This is a genomic window from Mycetohabitans sp. B3 (assembly GCF_021498065.1).
In the GTDB taxonomy this organism is placed as follows: domain Bacteria; phylum Pseudomonadota; class Gammaproteobacteria; order Burkholderiales; family Burkholderiaceae; genus Mycetohabitans.
Genome location: NZ_JAHLKN010000039.1, coordinates 20639 through 37543, shown reverse-complemented (window position 1 = coordinate 37543; position 16905 = coordinate 20639). Strand labels below are relative to the sequence as shown.

Here is a 16905-nt window from a genome sequence, read left to right as displayed (position 1 = left end):
AATTGGAGAGACACGTGAGCAATCTGATCATTCGCAAGGTGGCGGTGCTGGGCGCCGGCGTGATGGGCGCGCAAATCGCGGCGCACCTGATCAACGCGAAGGTGCCGGTGCTGCTGTTCGACCTGCCCGCGAAGGAGGGGCCCAAGAACGGCATCGCGCTCAACGCGATTGAGCACCTGAAAAAGCTGTCGCCGGCGCCGCTCGGCGTGAAGGGCGATGCCGCGCATATCGTTGCCGCCAACTACGAGGACGATCTGGACAAGCTGCGCGAGTGCGACCTGGTGATCGAGGCGATCGCCGAGCGCATGGACTGGAAGCACGATTTATACAAGAAGGTGTCCCCGTATATCGGCGAGAAGGCGATCTTCGCGACCAATACGTCGGGGCTGTCGATTATCCGGCTCTCGGAAGGCTTGTCCGATGACCTGAAAGCGCGCTTTTGCGGCGTGCACTTTTTCAATCCACCGCGGTACATGCATCTGGTCGAATTGATTCCGACCGAGCATACGCGCCCGGAGGTACTTGATCAACTCGAGACCGTGCTCACCAGCGTGGTCGGCAAGGGCGTGGTGCGTGCCAAGGACACACCAAACTTCATTGCGAACCGTGTTGGCATCTTCTCGATCCTCGCGGTGATCGCCGAGGCAGCCAAGTTCGGACTGCGCTTTGACGAAGTCGATGACCTGACCGGCTCACGGCTAGGCCGCGCAAAGTCGGCCACGTTCCGTACCGCCGACGTGGTTGGCCTGGATACGATGGCGCACGTCATTAAGACGATGCAGGACAACCTGGCCGACGATCCATTCTTCCCGGTTTACCAGACACCGCCGGTGCTCGCCGCGCTGGTGGCCAAGGGAGCGCTCGGACAAAAGAGCGGCGCAGGGTTCTATAAGAAGGAAGGCAAGGCCATCAAGGTGCTGGACGCGAAGACCGGCGAGTACGTGGACAGTGGCGCCAAGGCCGACGAGCTGGTCGCCCGCATCTTAAAGCGTGCGCCCGCTGAGCGGCTGAAGCTGTTGCGCGAGTCCACGCATCCGCAGGCGCAATTCCTGTGGTCGATCTTCCGTGATGTGTACCACTATATTGCCGTGCACCTTGAATCGATCGCCGATAACGCGCGCGACGTCGACTTGGCGATCCGCTGGGGCTTTGGTTGGAACGAGGGGCCGTTCGAAGGGTGGCAGGCCGCCGGCTGGAAGCAGGTTGCCCAATGGGTCCAGGAAGACATCCGCGCCGGCAAGGCATTGGCCGACGTGGTGCTGCCGGCATGGGTGCTGGACGGCCCTGTTGGGGAGCAGGGCGGCGTGCATACCGCGCAGGGCTCGTGGTCGCCGGCGCGGCGCACGTTCGTGCCGCGTAGCACGCTGCCGGTCTACCGCAAGCAGGTGTTCCGTGCATCGCTGGTTGGCGAGGCCAGCAACGATCCGCGCACGTATGGCAAGACGGTGTTCGAGACCGACGTGGTGCGCGCATGGGTCGACGAGCGGGCCGGCGAGGACGACGTGCTGATTCTGTCGTTCAAGTCGAAGATGAATACGATCGGGCCGAGTGTGATCGACGGAATCACGCAGGCGATCGACGTTGCTGAACAGCAATACAAGGCGCTGGTGATCTGGCAGCCGACGTCGCTGAAGCTCGGCGCGCCGGGCGGCCCGTTCTCCGCTGGCGCAAATCTTGAGGAAGCGATGCCCGCGTTCATGATGGGCGGCGCCCAGGGCATTGAGCCATTCGTGCAAAAATTCCAGCAGGGCATGCTGCGTGTGAAGTACGCGAATGTGCCGGTGATATCGGCCGCGTCGGGCGTTGCGCTGGGAGGCGGTTGTGAACTGCTGCTGCATAGCGCCAAGCGCGTCGCCCACGTGGAGACCTATATCGGGCTGGTCGAGGTTGGCGTGGGGCTGGTGCCAGCCGGCGGCGGGCTCAAGGAGGCGGCACTGCGCGCGGCTCAGGCCGCAACTGATGCGGGAGCGACGGGCAATCTGCTGCAGTTCCTGCAAAAGCCTTTCGAGGCCGCGGCGATGGCGAAAGTGTCGTCGTCCGCGCACGAGGCGCGTACGCTGGGTTATCTGAAGCCGTCTGACACGATTGTCTTTAATGTGCACGAATTGCTCGACACCGCAAAGAACGAAGCGCGCGCGCTGGCAGCGGCCGGCTATCGCCCGCCGCTGCCGGCCAATGCGATTCCGGTGGCGGGACGTTCGGCAATTTCAACCATCAAGGCGTCGTTGGTCAACATGCGCGATGGACGCTTTATCAGCGAACATGATTTCCTGATCGCCTGCCGCATCGCCGAGGTAATCTGCGGTGGGGACGTTGAAGCAGGCAGTACTGTTGATGAGGCGTGGCTGCTCGCGCTCGAGCGCCGTGCGTTCGTTGCGCTGCTCGGCACGCAGAAGACGCAGGAACGGATCATGGGCATGCTGCAGACCGGCAAGCCGGTGCGCAATTAACGCGGCCCGACAAGGAGTCTTGAGATGAGCAAACAAGTGCAAGATGCCTACATCGTCGCGGCTAGCCGCACGCCGATTGGCAAGGCGCCGCGCGGTGCTTTGCGCCATACGCGCCCTGACGAGTTGCTGACTCACGCGATCCGCTCGGCCCTCGCGCAGGTGCCAGCACTCGATACGAAGCTGATCGAGGATGCCATCGTCGGCTGTGCGATCCCGGAGGCGGAGCAGGGCCTGAACGTCGCGCGCATCGGCGCGCTGCTGGCAGGCCTACCGCCCAGCGTCGGCGGCGTTACGGTGAATCGCTTTTGCGCGTCCGGCATGACCGCGTTGGCGATGGCGGCCGATCGCATCCGTGTCGGCGAAGCGGAGGTGATGCTCGCCGGCGGCTGCGAGTCGATGAGCATGGTGCCGATAATGGGCAACAAGCCTTCGTTGCCGCCACCTATCTTCGATGCCGACGAGAATATAGGCATTGCCTATGGAATGGGGCTGACCGCCGAGCGTGTGGCACAGCGCTGGGAAGTGTCACGCGAGGCGCAGGACGAGTTCTCGCTGCGTTCGCACCAAAAGGCGTTGGCCGCTCAGCAGGCGGGCGAATTTGCCGACGAAATTGCGCCGTACACGGTGACGGACCGCATGCCGGATCTGGCGAGTGGCCGGATCGTCGTGAACCCACGTGAGATCGCGCTGGACGAAGGGCCTCGTGCCGACACGACGCTGGAAGGGCTCGGCAAGCTCAAAGCCGTGTTCGCGAACAAGGGCACGGTGACGGCCGGCAACAGCTCGCAGACCTCGGATGGCGCCGGTGCGCTGGTCGTGGTGTCGGAGAAGATCCTCAAGCAATTCAACCTCACACCGCTGGCGCGCTTCGTGAGCTTTGCGGTGCGCGGCGTGCCGCCGGAGATCATGGGCATCGGCCCAAAGGAAGCCATTCCGGCCGCGCTGAAGGCCGCCGGCCTGGCACTGCAGGACATTGACTGGATCGAACTGAACGAGGCGTTTGCCGCGCAGGCGCTGGCGGTGATTGGTGATCTGGGGCTTGACCCGGCCAAGGTGAACCCGCTGGGTGGCGCGATCGCGTTGGGTCACCCGTTGGGCGCCACGGGGGCGATCCGCGCCGCCACGGTCGTGCACGGGCTGCGTCGGCGCAAGCAAAAGTACGGCATGGTGACGATGTGCGTTGGTACTGGCATGGGGGCTGCCGGTATCCTCGAACGGGTATAACGCACGCCGATGCGTCGGGATGTATACCTGGCGCGACGCCTCAACGGCTCGACTGCTCGTGAGCAGCGTTGTTGCGCGAGCCATTTATTCGCCACTCACGTGCCGGGTTGCCCTACCCCCGTGCCGCGTGCGATCGGTCCACCGAGGAGACATCGGACGATGGATATCGTAATTAAACGTGAGCGCGGCGTGCTGACTCTCCAGTTGAATCGGCCGGATAAGAAAAATGCGATGACTGCCGTGATGTACCAGTCGATGGCCGACGCGCTCGCCCAGGCTCGCGACGATGCATCGGTGCGTGCGATCCTGATTCGCGGCCATGACGGGGTGTTTTGCGCAGGCAACGACCTGGAGGACTTCATGCAGCGGCCGCCGTCCGGGCCGGATGCCCCGGTGCTCCAGTTCCTGCAGCAGATCAGTACGGCGGCCAAGCCGATCGTCGCCGCCGTGTCGGGCCCGGCGGTTGGCATCGGCACGACGCTGCTGCTGCATTGCGATCTTGTTTATGCGGCCGACGATGCGCGCTTCTCGCTGCCGTTCACGCAGCTCGGGCTGTGTCCCGAGGCGGCGTCGAGCCTATTGCTGCCGCGCTTGGCCGGCTACCAGCGCGCCGCGCAGAAGCTGCTGCTTGGTGAGCCGTTCGATGCGCATGAAGCTCAAGCGATCGGTATCGTGAGTCAGGTCCTGCCGCTCGCACAGTTGCACGACTTCGTGCTGGCGCAGGCGACCAAGCTAGTAGCGTTGCCCGCGTCGTCGCTGCGTGTGACCAAGATGTTGCTCAAGCGCGACGCGCAGGCGCAGGTCGTGCAACGCATTGCCGAGGAGGCGGAGCAATTCGGCCGGATGCTGCGTTCACCCGAGGCGCGCGAAGCAATGAGCGCGTTCCTGCAAAAGCGTAAGCCGGACTTCTCGCCATTCGAGTGACTGCCACGCCGCACGAACGCCGGACAACGGGCTGCGATGTCGCGCGGCGCCGCCACGGTTCCTCGCCGGCCGTGCTCATCTAGCGGGGCGGTGCCGGCGCGCTGTACTCGACGTAGCCGGATTCGCGACAAAAACTGACCAGTCGGATGCCGGCTTTGGCCGCGATTGACACGGCGAGCGCGGTCGGCGCGGAGATCGTCGCCACCATCGGCACGCTCACGCGCGCGCATTTGCGCACCAGTTCATAGCTGGCTCGACTCGACAGGAACACAAAGCCGTCGCGCATGTCCTCGCGCGCGAGCACGAGTTGTCCGATCAGCTTGTCCAGCGCATTGTGCCTGCCGACATCCTCGAACGCATAGCGGATCGTGCCGTGGGCATCGCACCACGAGGCCGCGTGCACGCCGCCGCATGCCTGCATTAGCGGCTGGTGTGCTGGTAATTCCCGCACCGCGCACGCGAGCGCATCCGTGGCCAGACGCTGCAGGAAACCGGTATGCTCGACGCGCTCCGGCTCTAGGTCGAGCAATTGCACGCTCTCGATGCCGCACACGCCGCAACCGGTCCGCCCGGCCAGGGCACGGCGTCTGTCCTTCAGTGACGCGAACGCGTGCTGCACCAGCGTGAGCTGCACCTGCGCGTAGCCCTCATCGTACATCAGTACCTCAATGTCATGGATTTCGCTGCCTGACGATACGATTCCCTCAGTCAGCGCAAAGCCGACTGCGAACAAATCCAAGTCCCGCGGCGTGCACATCATCACAGCGTGCGAAATCCCGTTAAATACCAGCGCCACCGGTACTTCGTCGGCGACGACATCGTGCTCTACCCGCCGCCCGCCCGCTGCCGTGCGCAGTACGGGGCGCTCCAGCAAGCCGGATTTTCCGGTATCAGCGTCGATGTCGACCCCGTTGCGGGAAATCGGGCCTGTATTGGTGTTGGCGTCGGGGTTGGTGCTGTCGGGGCTAGAGCTAGTGTCAGTGCCAGTAGTATTGGCAGTGCCAGCGATATTGGTACTGGCACCAGGGTCGGCGTCTGGGCCGTGCGGGTGGGCGGCGCGAGGCTCGGTATGCAAAGGCATGGGGAGCAATGAAGGGATGACGATTCGATCGTCCTACAATACCTGAAAAACGCACGATGCTGGCTGCATGCGATGCATCTGCGGTCGGCCTGCCGATGTTCCGTGCTATTCACCACCTTTTTTGGGCGCTCACGACCATGCCGTTGCTCGATACTCCGTTGCTGCTCGACTTTGAGGTTTCATCGTGTGAAAACCTTACGTACATCCCGCTGGCGGTCCGCTACAACCTGGACCGCTTCGGCGTGCGTATCTCGCTGACGCAATGGCAGACATTGCCGCATGCGGATCGCGTGCTATTGGCGTGTTTTCCGCTGGACGATGATCCGCAGATTGAGCGCCGCTTTGACCAGGCGCTTGCCGAGATGCTGCGTACCCACCTAAACGCCGAGCCGTCCGTGCAGGCGCCAGACGTGTCGCCCGCATGGCAGCGTACCGACGCGGTGCCCGACGAGTTGCGCAGGCAATGCTCACTGGCTGGGGTGACCCCAGTCAGTGTCGCCCGCTGGGCCACACTGCCGCGGTTTCACCGATATGTGCTGACCAAGCTGTCACGAAGGCCGGTGGCGAACCACGATTTCGTGCCTGCGATGAAGTCCTTCGGCCTGATCTGACTGATCATGTCGGGCAACCTGGGGATGCCGTTTAACGCAAAGCGGGGCAACGCCGGCTAGCGCAGGCTTAGGCCACACGGGTTAGCGCAACTCGGCCAATGCCGTCCTGCGTAACCCGGGCAAGGCTGCTGAGCCGCATAAGGCGCTTCACTTTAAATCGGCGTACTAATAGGGTGATGTGTCAACATGGTCGCATGCCTACTGCCCAAAAGACCCCATTGATACGACTCAAGCTAATATCGCCAGAGGCCGCGGTGTCAGAGCTGGTCTGAATGCAACATCGGCCTGTCATTGCTGCCCAGGCAGGTCAATGCCTTCTCTATCCGCCAAAAATTTTGCCATTTTTGTTCATCACTGCGCTGATCCGCCCGCTTTTAGCTAGCCTGCTACGCAGCATCGCTTTGCGTTGCGTCTTTCTCACTTCTTGCTGAGCTTGCCGATGGACTTCGATTTAAACGCCGCTTTGAACAACACGCAGAGCGCCATTTATGCGATGGACGAACAAGCCCGCCCGCAGGCCACGGCTGCACCGCCTACGAGTGTGAAACGATTGGCAAGTCCCGTATCCGATACACCGCTAAAAAAGCCAAAAACGCACACTGCGCTGCCGGATGAAGTGATGTTGAATATTGCGGATCATCTGTCGTTTGCCGATCTTGCCGCGTTTTCACAAGTGAACAAACGCACTTATCATCTGATGGAGGAGAGGCGATGGGCCGCACGCTGCGGCGAGCAAACGTCCAAGGTCTCCAACCTCGCGTCGTGGCAACAGTTGATTGATGACATCGAGCGTATTCAGGCTGAACCGGGCCTGCGGGCCGAACCCTTCATCACACTGTCAAACCGATTACCGTGTTTACCCTACGAGCAGCAAAGCGAGGCTTTTGAACGGCTGTTCGCAGCAGCCGACCGCCTGCCAGAGCAAAGTCTTCAAATACAAAAAAAGATGCTTACCGGGCCTACCATGCGTCGCATTCACCCCCGCCAGCGGGCCAGGATATTTGATTTTGCCTATGCGATGGCCGAGAGACGGCGACCCGATCAAGACAATTTTTGGCCTGAACTGGCCCATGCGCTTTGGAGTATAAAGCTAGACCTATCAATCGCATCAAGGCAATCAAGCGAATATCAGGGGTACGTCGCAAGGTATCAGGCACTGCTCAACCAGCTCGCACACCTGGACTCGTTTCAGAAAGCCGAACTCGTTTCACGGTTGACTAATCAACTGAACGCTAGAATTTTTTTTCGTGGTGGAGGCAGTGTTTCCTCAGCCTATGCGATATTGCAGTAGCAGACATTATCGTTGCCTGCATCCGTTCAAGGCGCACCGGTCGGCACGTTGGCCGCCGCTGTAGAAACGCTGCCCGAGGCGGAGCGTGCAGCACGCTATGCAGAAATGCGACACTTGGCACTCTCGCTTCCGGATGAGCAACTGGGCATTGCGTTGCCCGGTTTTGCAGCCGGGTTGAGTAGCGTGCCACTCGAGCGACGCACGCCCGAATTTCAACGACTGGCGTTTGCGCTGCCGCGTGTGCCGCCTACCCAGCGCGTCCAAGTCGCAACTGATCTGCTGAAGCACACACCAGAGTTGGACGATGCGCTGTCAAAGCAGGTGTGGCGGCATGCGCTGCAATTGCTCGATGGCAGCAGCGACACGGCATTATCAGAGGTTCTTAGCAAGTCGCATATTTTGTTGTACGGTACGAAATTGCAATGGGAATATGTTATTGACGAACTTCAAGCTTTTATGGATCGGAACCACTACACTGAGCAAGCTCGTGCCACACAACTCGAGAGTATTCATTCTATTCTCTCGATTACTTCTCGATGGCGGGGAGTTTGTGGTCAGAACATTTGACTCCATCAGCGGTTTCGGCGTTAGACAGCCGGTTTAACTTTCTTTTCAGCTTGCGTCACTAATCTCAATGTAGCCGACTTTGCATGTCGGCTTTGCCTCGATAGACAAGCTGTACGCGCTTCAAGGTTACCGGCGCAGCGGATCAATTGGCTCGCGTCATCTTCGTCTTGCTTGGACTAAATTGTTGATACGGCACGCCTGCGCTGTTCGCAAGCGGCAGGCCTCAGCCGAGCGGCGGCAATACGCGCGGACGGCGTTGCGAATCGGTCGCGACGTAGGTCAGCGTCGCTTCGGTAACCTTAACGGTCTCGCCGGCCAGGCCCATACGTTGTGCATAGACCGACACGTCAACAGTGATCGATGTGCGGCCGGTGCGGATGATATCTGTATAGAAGCTGAGCAGGTCGCCGACGAACACCGGCTGCTTGAAGACAAACGAATTGACCGCGACCGTGACGACGCGGCCGTTCGCCCGCCGCGATGCCGGGATTGAACCGGCGATGTCAACCTGAGCCATGATCCAGCCGCCGAACACGTCGCCATGCACATTTGCATCGTGAGGCTGCGGCACGACGCGTAGCGCCACCGGTTTGTCATGAGGCAATTCAGTCAGGAAAGTGTTCATGAGCGGTTCCTGTGTATTGGTGGGCCGGCCGACGAGCCAGTCAGTGGTGGATGTCGATGCCAGGCCGGCGCATCGTGCGGCCTTCTGCGAGAATAGGAGCCCATTATTTTACCGGCAATCGATCCGCGATGCGCTGCTATGCCGCCGCTGAGCCGCCGCCGGCCGATCCCGTATTCGCTGTACAGCATCCTGCCGACACTAGTCGAGGTCGGTCTGGTGCTGGGGTGTTTCATTGTCAAGTATGAGGTGGGCTACTATTCGGCTTCTCAGGCGCACGGGGTCTGGCGTGCTGGTTCGGCGGGCCAGGCCCAGCGCATTGAGTTCGGCATGCTGAGCCCTAGCACTAAGTCCGGCTTGCGATTAGGCGCGCATGGCCGCATGCGACCGGCTATTGCGTCGCGTGCAGCACCTCGCCGCGTTGCGAGCCCGTGTGCGCACGATTGCCCGGCACCGCCTAAGCGATCCACTCGCCGCGCAGCGTGAGCACCAGCGTGAAGGCGCAGGCCGCCAACATACCGAAGGCGGCAAAACCCATCTGATAGCTGCCAGTGCTTTCCTTGGCCATGCCCATGACGACTGGCAGGTAGAACCCGCCGATGCCTCCGGCCGCGCCGACAATGCCTGACAGTAGCCCAGTGCGTCCGGCCCAGCGACGCGGCACCAATTGGAAGGTTGCGCCGTTGCCTAACCCGAATGCGACATATAGACATAGCAGCAGCGCGATGCCGCTAGCCAACGGCGGCATCGTCGCGGCAAACAGCAGATCGGTGCAGCCGATGACCGCGAGCAGGACGAGCAATGTTCGCACGCCGCTCACGCGGTCGGCAACCAAACCGCCGATTGGGCGCACGATGGCACCGACCGCCGCCAGCAGCGACATGAATAAGCCGGCCTCGAGCTTGGGCAGTGCGTACAGGTCCGTGAGTAGCAGCGTCAAGTAGGATGACATGCCGACAAAGCCACCAAAGGTGATGCTGTAGACCAGCATGATCACCCAGGTGTCGCGCTCGGCCAGCACGGCGCGGTAGCGTTGCGGCAGCACCGCGATCGCAAGCAGTGCGCCGGCCAGCGGCAACAGCAATGTGCCGGTTGTGCCGGAGCCGAGCATGCCAGCATGCACCAGTTGCACCAGCGCGATGAGTCCCACCAGCGTGATGGCGAAGCTGCTCGCTGCGCGAGCTGTGCTGCCTGACTTGATGCTGCTGTCCTTGGCCCAGAAGAACAGTGCCAGGCCGGCCAGCGCCAGCAGTGGCAACGCGCCGAGCGTGGCAGCCTGCCAGCCCGCGTGCGTGGCCAATTGCGGGAGCAAGAACCCGTCGAGCACCGCACCGATATTGCCGGCGGCAGCCAGCCCGAGCACGAGCCCCTGCACGCGCGGCGGATAGTTGCTGCCAGCCATTGGCAGCGCGACCGCTAAGCTCGCTCCGCCTACGCCCAGGAATACGCCTAGCACCAGCAGCAACGTGTACGAAGGCACGCCCGGATAGGCCGGCAGCACGATGGTCGGGATTGCTGATAAGGCCACTGCGGCCAGCGCAATTACTCGGCCATTTGTGCACTGGTACAGGTTACCCAATGTCACGCGCAGGATGGCGGCCGACAACACCGGCACGGCGACCAGGAAGCTTTGTTCCGCGGGTGTCATGGTCAGGCTTTTGTTGATGAACGGTGCGAGCGGGCCGAACAGTACCCAAACGGTGAAGCCAGTATCAAGATAAAGAAAGCAGGCCACCAGCGCGCGCCAGTCGCCGCTTCGGAGCAAGCCGAGCAGGTTTTTCATCGAGATATGCCTCGCTGAGCAGATGGTGGGGAGTAACGGCATCGCGTCGTGTTGTTCGCTGAGCGGCGCAACGTGCGATGTGCCCCGGTTTTCCCCTCGACCGACGCGTTACCGCAACGACCGTGCCATTACTTTACGGTGCGGCATGCCGGCATCGTGCGCTGGCCGGCACGCTTTCGCAGCGCCGCCGCGCCGGTGATGTGTGCCGTCGAACATGACAGCAGCCGTGGAACAATTTGTGCGTAAAATGCATTAATTGGGGAATTGTCGTGTCGGCACTGTACGGTACGTTGTCGGTTGCTGCGTAGTCGCTGGCGGCATGACGGGCGCTAAACGCTACCATGGAGGCTGCGCGCTGCGCCGTGGCTGTTATCTGGTGCGGCGCAGCGCGGTGCCGTACGGTCCGACGCGTGGGTGCAGCGCGGTGCGGGGATGGCCAATGGAGTCGTTGCATGGAATTGAAATGGCTGGAAGACTTTGTGTCGCTGGCCGAGACGCGAAGTTTCAGCCGCTCAGCCGAACTGCGGCATGTGACGCAGCCTGCGTTTTCGCGGCGCATTCAGGCGTTGGAGGCTTGGCTTGGCACCGAGCTGATCGATCGTTCAGTGTACCCGACGCGGCTCACGCAAGCCGGACAGGTATTTTACGAGCAGGCGCTGACGATGCTGTCCCAGTTTCACGAAGCCCGTACCGTATTGCGCGGCCACGGGCGCGCGCCGGCTGCGACGATTGAGTTTGCCGTGCCGCATACGTTGTCGTTGACCTTCTTTCCGCGCTGGTTGGACAGGATCGAGAAGCATACCGGGCGGGTCAATGTGCGGCTGCGTGCGTTGAACGTGCACGATGCGGTACTGTCGCTGGTGGAGGGCGGTTGCGACTTGGTGATGGGCTATCATCATCCAAGTCATCCTGTTGCGCTGGACCCCGCGCGCTACGACATGCTCGTGCTGGGAATTGAGCCGATTAGCCCGTTCGCCGCGACCACGCGTAGCGGCCGTGCGCGTTTTACGCTGCCAGGCACGAAGGATGCACCGGTTCCCTACTTGTCGTATACGCCGAGTGCCTATCTAGGGCGGATGACGGAGACGATTATCGGCACTGCGCCGGTTCCGTTGTACCTGGATAAAGTGTACGAGACCGACATGGCCGAGGGGCTCAAGGCGATGACGCTGGCGGGTCACGGCGTCGCCTTCCTGCCGCACAGCGCGGTGGAGGACGCGGTGGCGGCCGAGCGCCTCGTGCGGCTCGACCGGCCGGCGCGGGGCGTGACGGCTGACCGGTTTACGCTCGCGATGGAGATCCGGTTGTATCGCGACAAGCTAGCGTCGCACAGGGACGAAGCGCGCGGCGAGCTGGTGGATACGGTGTGGCGCCTGGCGGCTGGGCTGGCTGTCGGCGCGTAACCAGCTGCGGGCTTCGGGCGCTGGTTTCTGGCTCTGGGCGCTAGCTTCAGCCGCTGTCGCCGGCCGCCGAGCGTCGACGGTGCGGCCGATTCCGAAGACAGCGATGCCACGGCGAGTTACTGGCGCGCTGCGTGCGCCGCCGCACGTTATGCAAGGAAAGCATAGAGCATGATAATTCGGCATTGGATTTAGTCGTGCCGCTTTTTCACAATGGCGGCCATCTTGACCGAAGAGGACCATTCATGTCCGCGCAGCAAACTGTTTCGAACGATTCACCGATGCCTTCCAAGCACGCCTTGCCTTCCTATTTACATGCCGATTCGCTCGGTCCGTGGGGCTCCTACCTGCAGCAAATCGATCGTGTTGCGCCGCACCTGGGCTCGCTTTCACGCTGGATTGAGACGCTCAAGCGTCCCAAGCGCATCCTGGTCGTCGATGTGCCGATCGAGATGGACGACGGTACGATCGCGCATTTTGAAGGCTACCGGGTTCAGCACAACACATCGCGCGGGCCCGGCAAGGGCGGCGTGCGGTATCACCAGGACGTGACGCTGTCCGAGGTGATGGCGCTGTCCGCGTGGATGTCGATCAAGAATGCGGCGGTCAACGTGCCGTATGGCGGCGCGAAGGGCGGTATCCGCGTTGACCCGCGCAAGCTCTCGCGCGGCGAACTCGAGCGAGTCACGCGCCGGTATACGAGCGAAATCGGCATTATCATCGGGCCGAACACCGACATTCCGGCGCCCGACGTCAACACCAATGAGCAGGTGATGGCGTGGATGATGGACACGTACTCGATGAACGTTGGTCAGACGGCGACGGGCGTGGTGACGGGCAAGCCGATCTCGCTGGGTGGATCGCTGGGCCGGCGCGAAGCGACCGGGCGCGGGGTGTTCACCGTCGGTTGCGAGGCAGCACGGCGCATCGGATTGGATATCGCATCGGCGCGCGTCGCGGTGCAGGGATTTGGCAATGTCGGCGGGATCGCCGCGAAGCTGTTCGTCGAGGCGGGCGCGAAAGTGGTTGCGGTCCAGGACCACACCGGCACGCTCTACAAGCCGTCCGGCATCGACGCGCATGCGTTGCTCGAGCATGTTGCGGCGCAAGGCGGCGTAGCCGGCTTCGCCGGCGCAGAGCCGCTCGGCGACGAGGATTTCTGGGGTATCGAGAGCGACATTCTGATTCCCGCTGCGCTCGAAGGCCAGATCAACGAGAAGAACGCATCGCGGATCCGCACGAAGATCGTGGTCGAAGGGGCGAATGGCCCAACTACGCCGCTCGCCGACGATATCCTGCGCGAGAACAACGTGCTGGTGATCCCCGATGTGGTCGCCAACGCTGGCGGCGTCACGGTGTCCTACTTCGAATGGGTGCAGGACTTCTCCAGCTTCTTCTGGACTGAGGACGAGATCAACCATCGGCTGGAGCGCGTGATGCGTGAAGCGTTTGCCAGCGTCTGGCAGGTCGCGCAGGAAAATGACGTGTCCGTGCGCACCGCGGCTTATATCATTGCGTGCAAGCGCATCCTGATGGCGCGCGAGATGCGCGGCCTGTATCCGTGATCCATTGCTAAGTCTCTAAGTCCTATTGCTGCAATTCAGACAGACCGCGTGGCGCGAGCCCGCGGTCTGTCTTTGCATTGGCCGCGCGCGGCGCGATCACCGGCAACGCGGTGGCGGCCTATACGCGAGCCGGCGCGAAGCGATTCACGGAACAACGAACGCAAAAGCTCGTAGATTAGTACTTCAACTCATTACTTTCATAATAATTACTTTGCTAAACTGACACGACTTTTCGCGAAGGAGATCGTGGATGAACATCAAGAAAGCCGCATTCACACTGGCTGCACTGGCCGCCCTTATCGGGGCTGCCCAGGCGCAAGAGACGGGGACGCTGAAGAAAATCAAGGATTCGGGCGTCATGGTGTTGGGGCACCGCGAGTCGTCGATTCCGTTCTCGTACTATGACGAGAAGCAGAACGTCGTGGGTTATTCGCAGGAGTTTGCGCTGAAGATCGTCGAGGCAGTCAAGCATGAACTGAAGACGCCCGATCTGAAGGTTAAGTTGATTCCGATCACGTCGCAAAACCGCATCCCGCTTGTACAGAACGGTACAATCGATATCGAGTGCGGCTCGACCACTAACAACCTGGAGCGGCAGAAGCAGGCGGTGTTCTCGAACACGATTTTCGTGGTCGGCACGCGGCTGATGACTAAGAGGAATTCGGGCATCAAGGACTTCGCTGACCTGAAGGGCAAGACGGTCGTGACCACGGCTGGCACAACGTCCGAACGGTTGCTGCGCAAGATGAACCAGGACCACAACATGGGCATGAACATCGTCAGTGCGAAGGACCATGGCGAGTCATTCTTGACGCTGTCGACCGGCCGTGCCGCCGCGTTCATGATGGATGATGCGCTGCTTGCCGGCGAACGTGCGAAGTCGAGTAATCCGGGCGACTTTGTGATCGTTGGCACCCCGCAAACGCACGAAGCGTACGGCTGCATGATGCGCAAGGACGACCCGGCGTTCAAGAAGGTCGTCGATGCGGCGATCGCGAAGGTCGAGACATCTGGTGAGGCGGCGCAGATCTACAAGAAGTGGTTTGAGTCCCCGATTCCGCCGAAAGGGCTGAACCTAAACTTTCCGCTGTCCGACGGCATGAAGGCGCTATTCAAGAATCCGAACGACAAGGCGATGGACTGATCCGCTCGGCCGCATCGTTCACTGACAGGCGTGACTGAAACGGAAGGGATGCTTGCGGGCGCGCCTTCCGTTTCTTTTTGGAGTTGAGTCATGGGTTATCACTGGAATTGGGGCATTTTCATGACCCCGGTTTCGACCGGCGAGCCGACGACCTATCTGGGCTGGCTGGTCTCGGGGTTGTGGAATACGGTCGCGGTGTCGTTATGCGCGTGGGTGATCGCGCTGCTCGTCGGCGCGCTGATGGGCGTGTTGCGCACCGTGCCGAACAAATGGCTGTCCGGCATTGGCACGGTCTACGTCGCGGTGTTCCGCAACATCCCGCTGATCGTACAGTTTTTTATCTGGTACTTCGTGCTGCCGGAGATCCTGCCGCCGTCGATCGGCACGTGGTTCAAGCAGTTGCCGCCGGATGCGCAATTCTTCTCGGCATCGATTCTGTGTCTGGGGCTGTTCACGGCGGCCCGAGTCTGCGAGCAGGTGCGCTCGGGCATCAATGCGTTGCCGCGCGGGCAACGCGCCGCAGGCCTGGCGTTGGGCTTCACGTTGCCGCAGACTTATCGCTATGTGATGCTGCCGGTCGCGTTCCGAATCATCGTGCCGCCGCTGACCTCTGAGTTTCTCAATATTTTTAAGAACTCTGCCGTGGCGTCAACCATCGGTCTGCTGGACCTGTCCGCGCAAGCACGGCAACTGGTTGACTACACTGCGCAGGCGTATGAGTCTTTCATTGCGGTGACGCTCGCTTACGTATTGATCAACCTGGTCGTGATGGGCTGCATGCGCTGGGTCGAGAAAAAGACTCGGCTGCCGGGCTACATTGGAGGCAAATGATGCGTCAGTTCAACTGGTCCGGCATCCCGGATGCGCTGCCGACGCTGTGGACTGGCGCGGTGATGACATTGCAGGTCACCGTGCTGGCGATCGTTGTGGGCATCGTGTGGGGCACGCTGCTCGCGCTCATGCGGCTGTCGGGACTCAAGCCACTCGAATGGTTCGCGCGCGGCTATGTGACCCTGTTCCGCTCGATTCCGCTGGTGATGGTGCTGTTGTGGTTCTTCCTGCTGGTGCCCCAGCTGCTACAGCGGTTGCTGGACGTGTCGCCTGATGTCGATATCCGGCTCGTGTCGGCGATGGTCGCGTTCTCGTTGTTCGAGGCCGCGTATTACTCGGAGATCATCCGGGCCGGGATCCAGGCCGTGCCGCGCGGACAGCTCAGCGCTGCCTCCGCGCTCGGCATGACCTACGGCCAGGGCATGCGGCTGATCGTGTTGCCACAGGCGCTGCGCGCGATGGTGCCGCTGTTGCTGACGCAAGCCATCGTGCTGTTTCAGGACACGTCGCTCGTCTATGTGATCAGCGTCGCGGATTTCTTCCGGACCGCGGCAAACGTCGGTGACCGGGACGGTACGATCGTCGAGATGGTACTGTTCGCGGGCGCCGTGTATTTCGTGATTTGCGTGGTGGCGTCAAGCCTCGTCAAGGGTCTTCAGAAAAAGGTCGCAAGATGATTTCGATCAAGAATGTTTCAAAATGGTATGGGTCCTTCCAGGTGCTGACGGACTGCTCGACCGAGGTCAAGAAAGGCGAGGTGGTAGTCGTGTGCGGCCCGTCGGGCTCAGGCAAGTCGACGTTGATCAAGACGGTCAACGGACTAGAGCCGTTTCAAAAAGGCGAGATCATGATCAATGGGCAATCGGTCAGCAATCCTAAGACAAACTTGTCAAAGCTGCGTGCGAAAGTTGGGATGGTGTTCCAGCATTTCGAGCTGTTTCCGCACCTGTCGATCACCGAGAACCTGACGCTTGCGCAAATCAAGGTACTTGGTCGCTCGAAGGACGAGGCGAACGCCAAGGGATTAAAGTTGCTTGATCGTGTCGGCCTGAAGGCGCATGCCGACAAGTATCCTGGGCAGTTGTCCGGCGGTCAGCAGCAGCGCGTGGCGATTGCACGCGCCCTGTCGATGGACCCGATCGCGATGCTGTTCGACGAGCCGACCTCGGCGCTCGATCCGGAGATGATCAATGAAGTGCTGGACGTGATGGTCGAGCTAGCGCAGGAAGGCATGACGATGATGTGCGTGACGCACGAAATGGGTTTTGCAAAGAAGGTTGCGCACCGGGTCATCTTCATGGACCGGGGGGTGATCGTTGAGGATGACCGCAAGGAAGACTTCTTTGTGAATCCGAAATCGGATCGCGCGAAGGATTTCCTGGCCAAGATCCTGCATTGACCGTTGCGTCCCC

General features: G+C 61.3%; 15 protein-coding genes. 12 read left to right on the top strand and 3 right to left on the bottom strand.

Annotation, left to right across the window (positions count from 1 at the left end):
• The first annotated feature begins 14 nt into the window (after positions 1-14).
• From KQH55_RS12410 to KQH55_RS12400, 3 genes are all read left to right on the top strand, one after another.
• A complete protein-coding gene (locus KQH55_RS12410; RefSeq protein WP_076796313.1) occupies positions 15-2450 on the top strand; it encodes a 3-hydroxyacyl-CoA dehydrogenase/enoyl-CoA hydratase family protein in 2436 nt (811 codons plus the stop codon).
• A gap of 24 nt (positions 2451-2474) precedes the next feature.
• Entirely contained in the window at positions 2475-3674 is a 1200-nt protein-coding gene (locus KQH55_RS12405) for an acetyl-CoA C-acyltransferase (protein WP_076786076.1), read from the top strand.
• Positions 3675-3833: 159 nt separating this feature from the next.
• Positions 3834-4598 (top strand): enoyl-CoA hydratase, encoded by a 765-nt coding sequence (locus KQH55_RS12400; protein WP_076796311.1) that lies wholly within the window; start codon positions 3834-3836, stop codon positions 4596-4598.
• A gap of 79 nt (positions 4599-4677) precedes the next feature.
• Here the strand turns inward: KQH55_RS12400 and fdhD are convergent, their stop codons facing one another.
• Positions 4678-5688, bottom strand: coding sequence for a formate dehydrogenase accessory sulfurtransferase FdhD (gene fdhD, locus KQH55_RS12395; RefSeq protein ID WP_235091217.1), 1011 nt, complete (start codon positions 5686-5688; stop codon positions 4678-4680).
• Between the two features lie 128 nt (positions 5689-5816).
• Here fdhD and KQH55_RS12390 point away from each other — a divergent pair, with 128 nt between their 5' ends.
• From KQH55_RS12390 to KQH55_RS12380, 3 genes are all read left to right on the top strand, one after another.
• On the top strand, positions 5817-6290 hold the full coding sequence (locus tag KQH55_RS12390) for a nitrate reductase associated protein (RefSeq protein ID WP_076787676.1): 474 nt from the start codon (positions 5817-5819) through the stop codon (positions 6288-6290).
• A 439-nt stretch (positions 6291-6729) separates the two neighbouring features.
• Positions 6730-7581 (top strand): F-box protein, encoded by an 852-nt coding sequence (locus tag KQH55_RS12385; protein ID WP_076796308.1) that lies wholly within the window; start codon positions 6730-6732, stop codon positions 7579-7581.
• 12 nt (positions 7582-7593) lie between these two features.
• Positions 7594-8148: a hypothetical protein gene (locus tag KQH55_RS12380; protein WP_235091215.1), complete on the top strand. Its 555-nt coding sequence runs from the start codon at positions 7594-7596 to the stop codon at positions 8146-8148.
• 223 nt (positions 8149-8371) lie between these two features.
• Here the strand turns inward: KQH55_RS12380 and KQH55_RS12375 are convergent, their stop codons facing one another.
• The gene (locus tag KQH55_RS12375) at positions 8372-8773 is read right to left on the bottom strand and encodes an acyl-CoA thioesterase (protein ID WP_076796304.1); all 402 of its coding nucleotides are present in this window, start codon (positions 8771-8773) and stop codon (positions 8372-8374) included.
• Between the two features lie 454 nt (positions 8774-9227).
• Positions 9228-10553, bottom strand: a complete 1326-nt coding sequence (locus tag KQH55_RS12370) for an MFS transporter (RefSeq protein WP_076796302.1) — start codon at positions 10551-10553, stop codon at positions 9228-9230.
• A 452-nt stretch (positions 10554-11005) separates the two neighbouring features.
• Here KQH55_RS12370 and KQH55_RS12365 point away from each other — a divergent pair, with 452 nt between their 5' ends.
• The 6 genes from KQH55_RS12365 (at position 11006) to KQH55_RS12340 (ending at position 16892) form a co-directional block, all read left to right on the top strand.
• Positions 11006-11956 (top strand): LysR family transcriptional regulator, encoded by a 951-nt coding sequence (locus tag KQH55_RS12365; RefSeq protein ID WP_076786082.1) that lies wholly within the window; start codon positions 11006-11008, stop codon positions 11954-11956.
• Between the two features lie 242 nt (positions 11957-12198).
• Positions 12199-13518 (top strand): Glu/Leu/Phe/Val dehydrogenase, encoded by a 1320-nt coding sequence (locus tag KQH55_RS12360; RefSeq protein ID WP_139337061.1) that lies wholly within the window; start codon positions 12199-12201, stop codon positions 13516-13518.
• A 250-nt stretch (positions 13519-13768) separates the two neighbouring features.
• On the top strand, positions 13769-14662 hold the full coding sequence (locus tag KQH55_RS12355) for a glutamate/aspartate ABC transporter substrate-binding protein (protein ID WP_235091213.1): 894 nt from the start codon (positions 13769-13771) through the stop codon (positions 14660-14662).
• A 90-nt stretch (positions 14663-14752) separates the two neighbouring features.
• Entirely contained in the window at positions 14753-15493 is a 741-nt protein-coding gene (locus KQH55_RS12350; RefSeq protein ID WP_076796297.1) for an amino acid ABC transporter permease, read from the top strand.
• Positions 15493-16170: a glutamate/aspartate ABC transporter permease GltK gene (gene gltK / locus KQH55_RS12345; protein WP_076797273.1), complete on the top strand. Its 678-nt coding sequence runs from the start codon at positions 15493-15495 to the stop codon at positions 16168-16170. Before KQH55_RS12350 ends, gltK begins: the two co-directional genes overlap by 1 nt.
• Positions 16167-16892: an amino acid ABC transporter ATP-binding protein gene (locus KQH55_RS12340; RefSeq protein WP_235091211.1), complete on the top strand. Its 726-nt coding sequence runs from the start codon at positions 16167-16169 to the stop codon at positions 16890-16892. The genes gltK and KQH55_RS12340 overlap by 4 nt, the downstream gene beginning before the upstream one ends.
• Positions 16893-16905 lie beyond the last annotated feature (13 nt).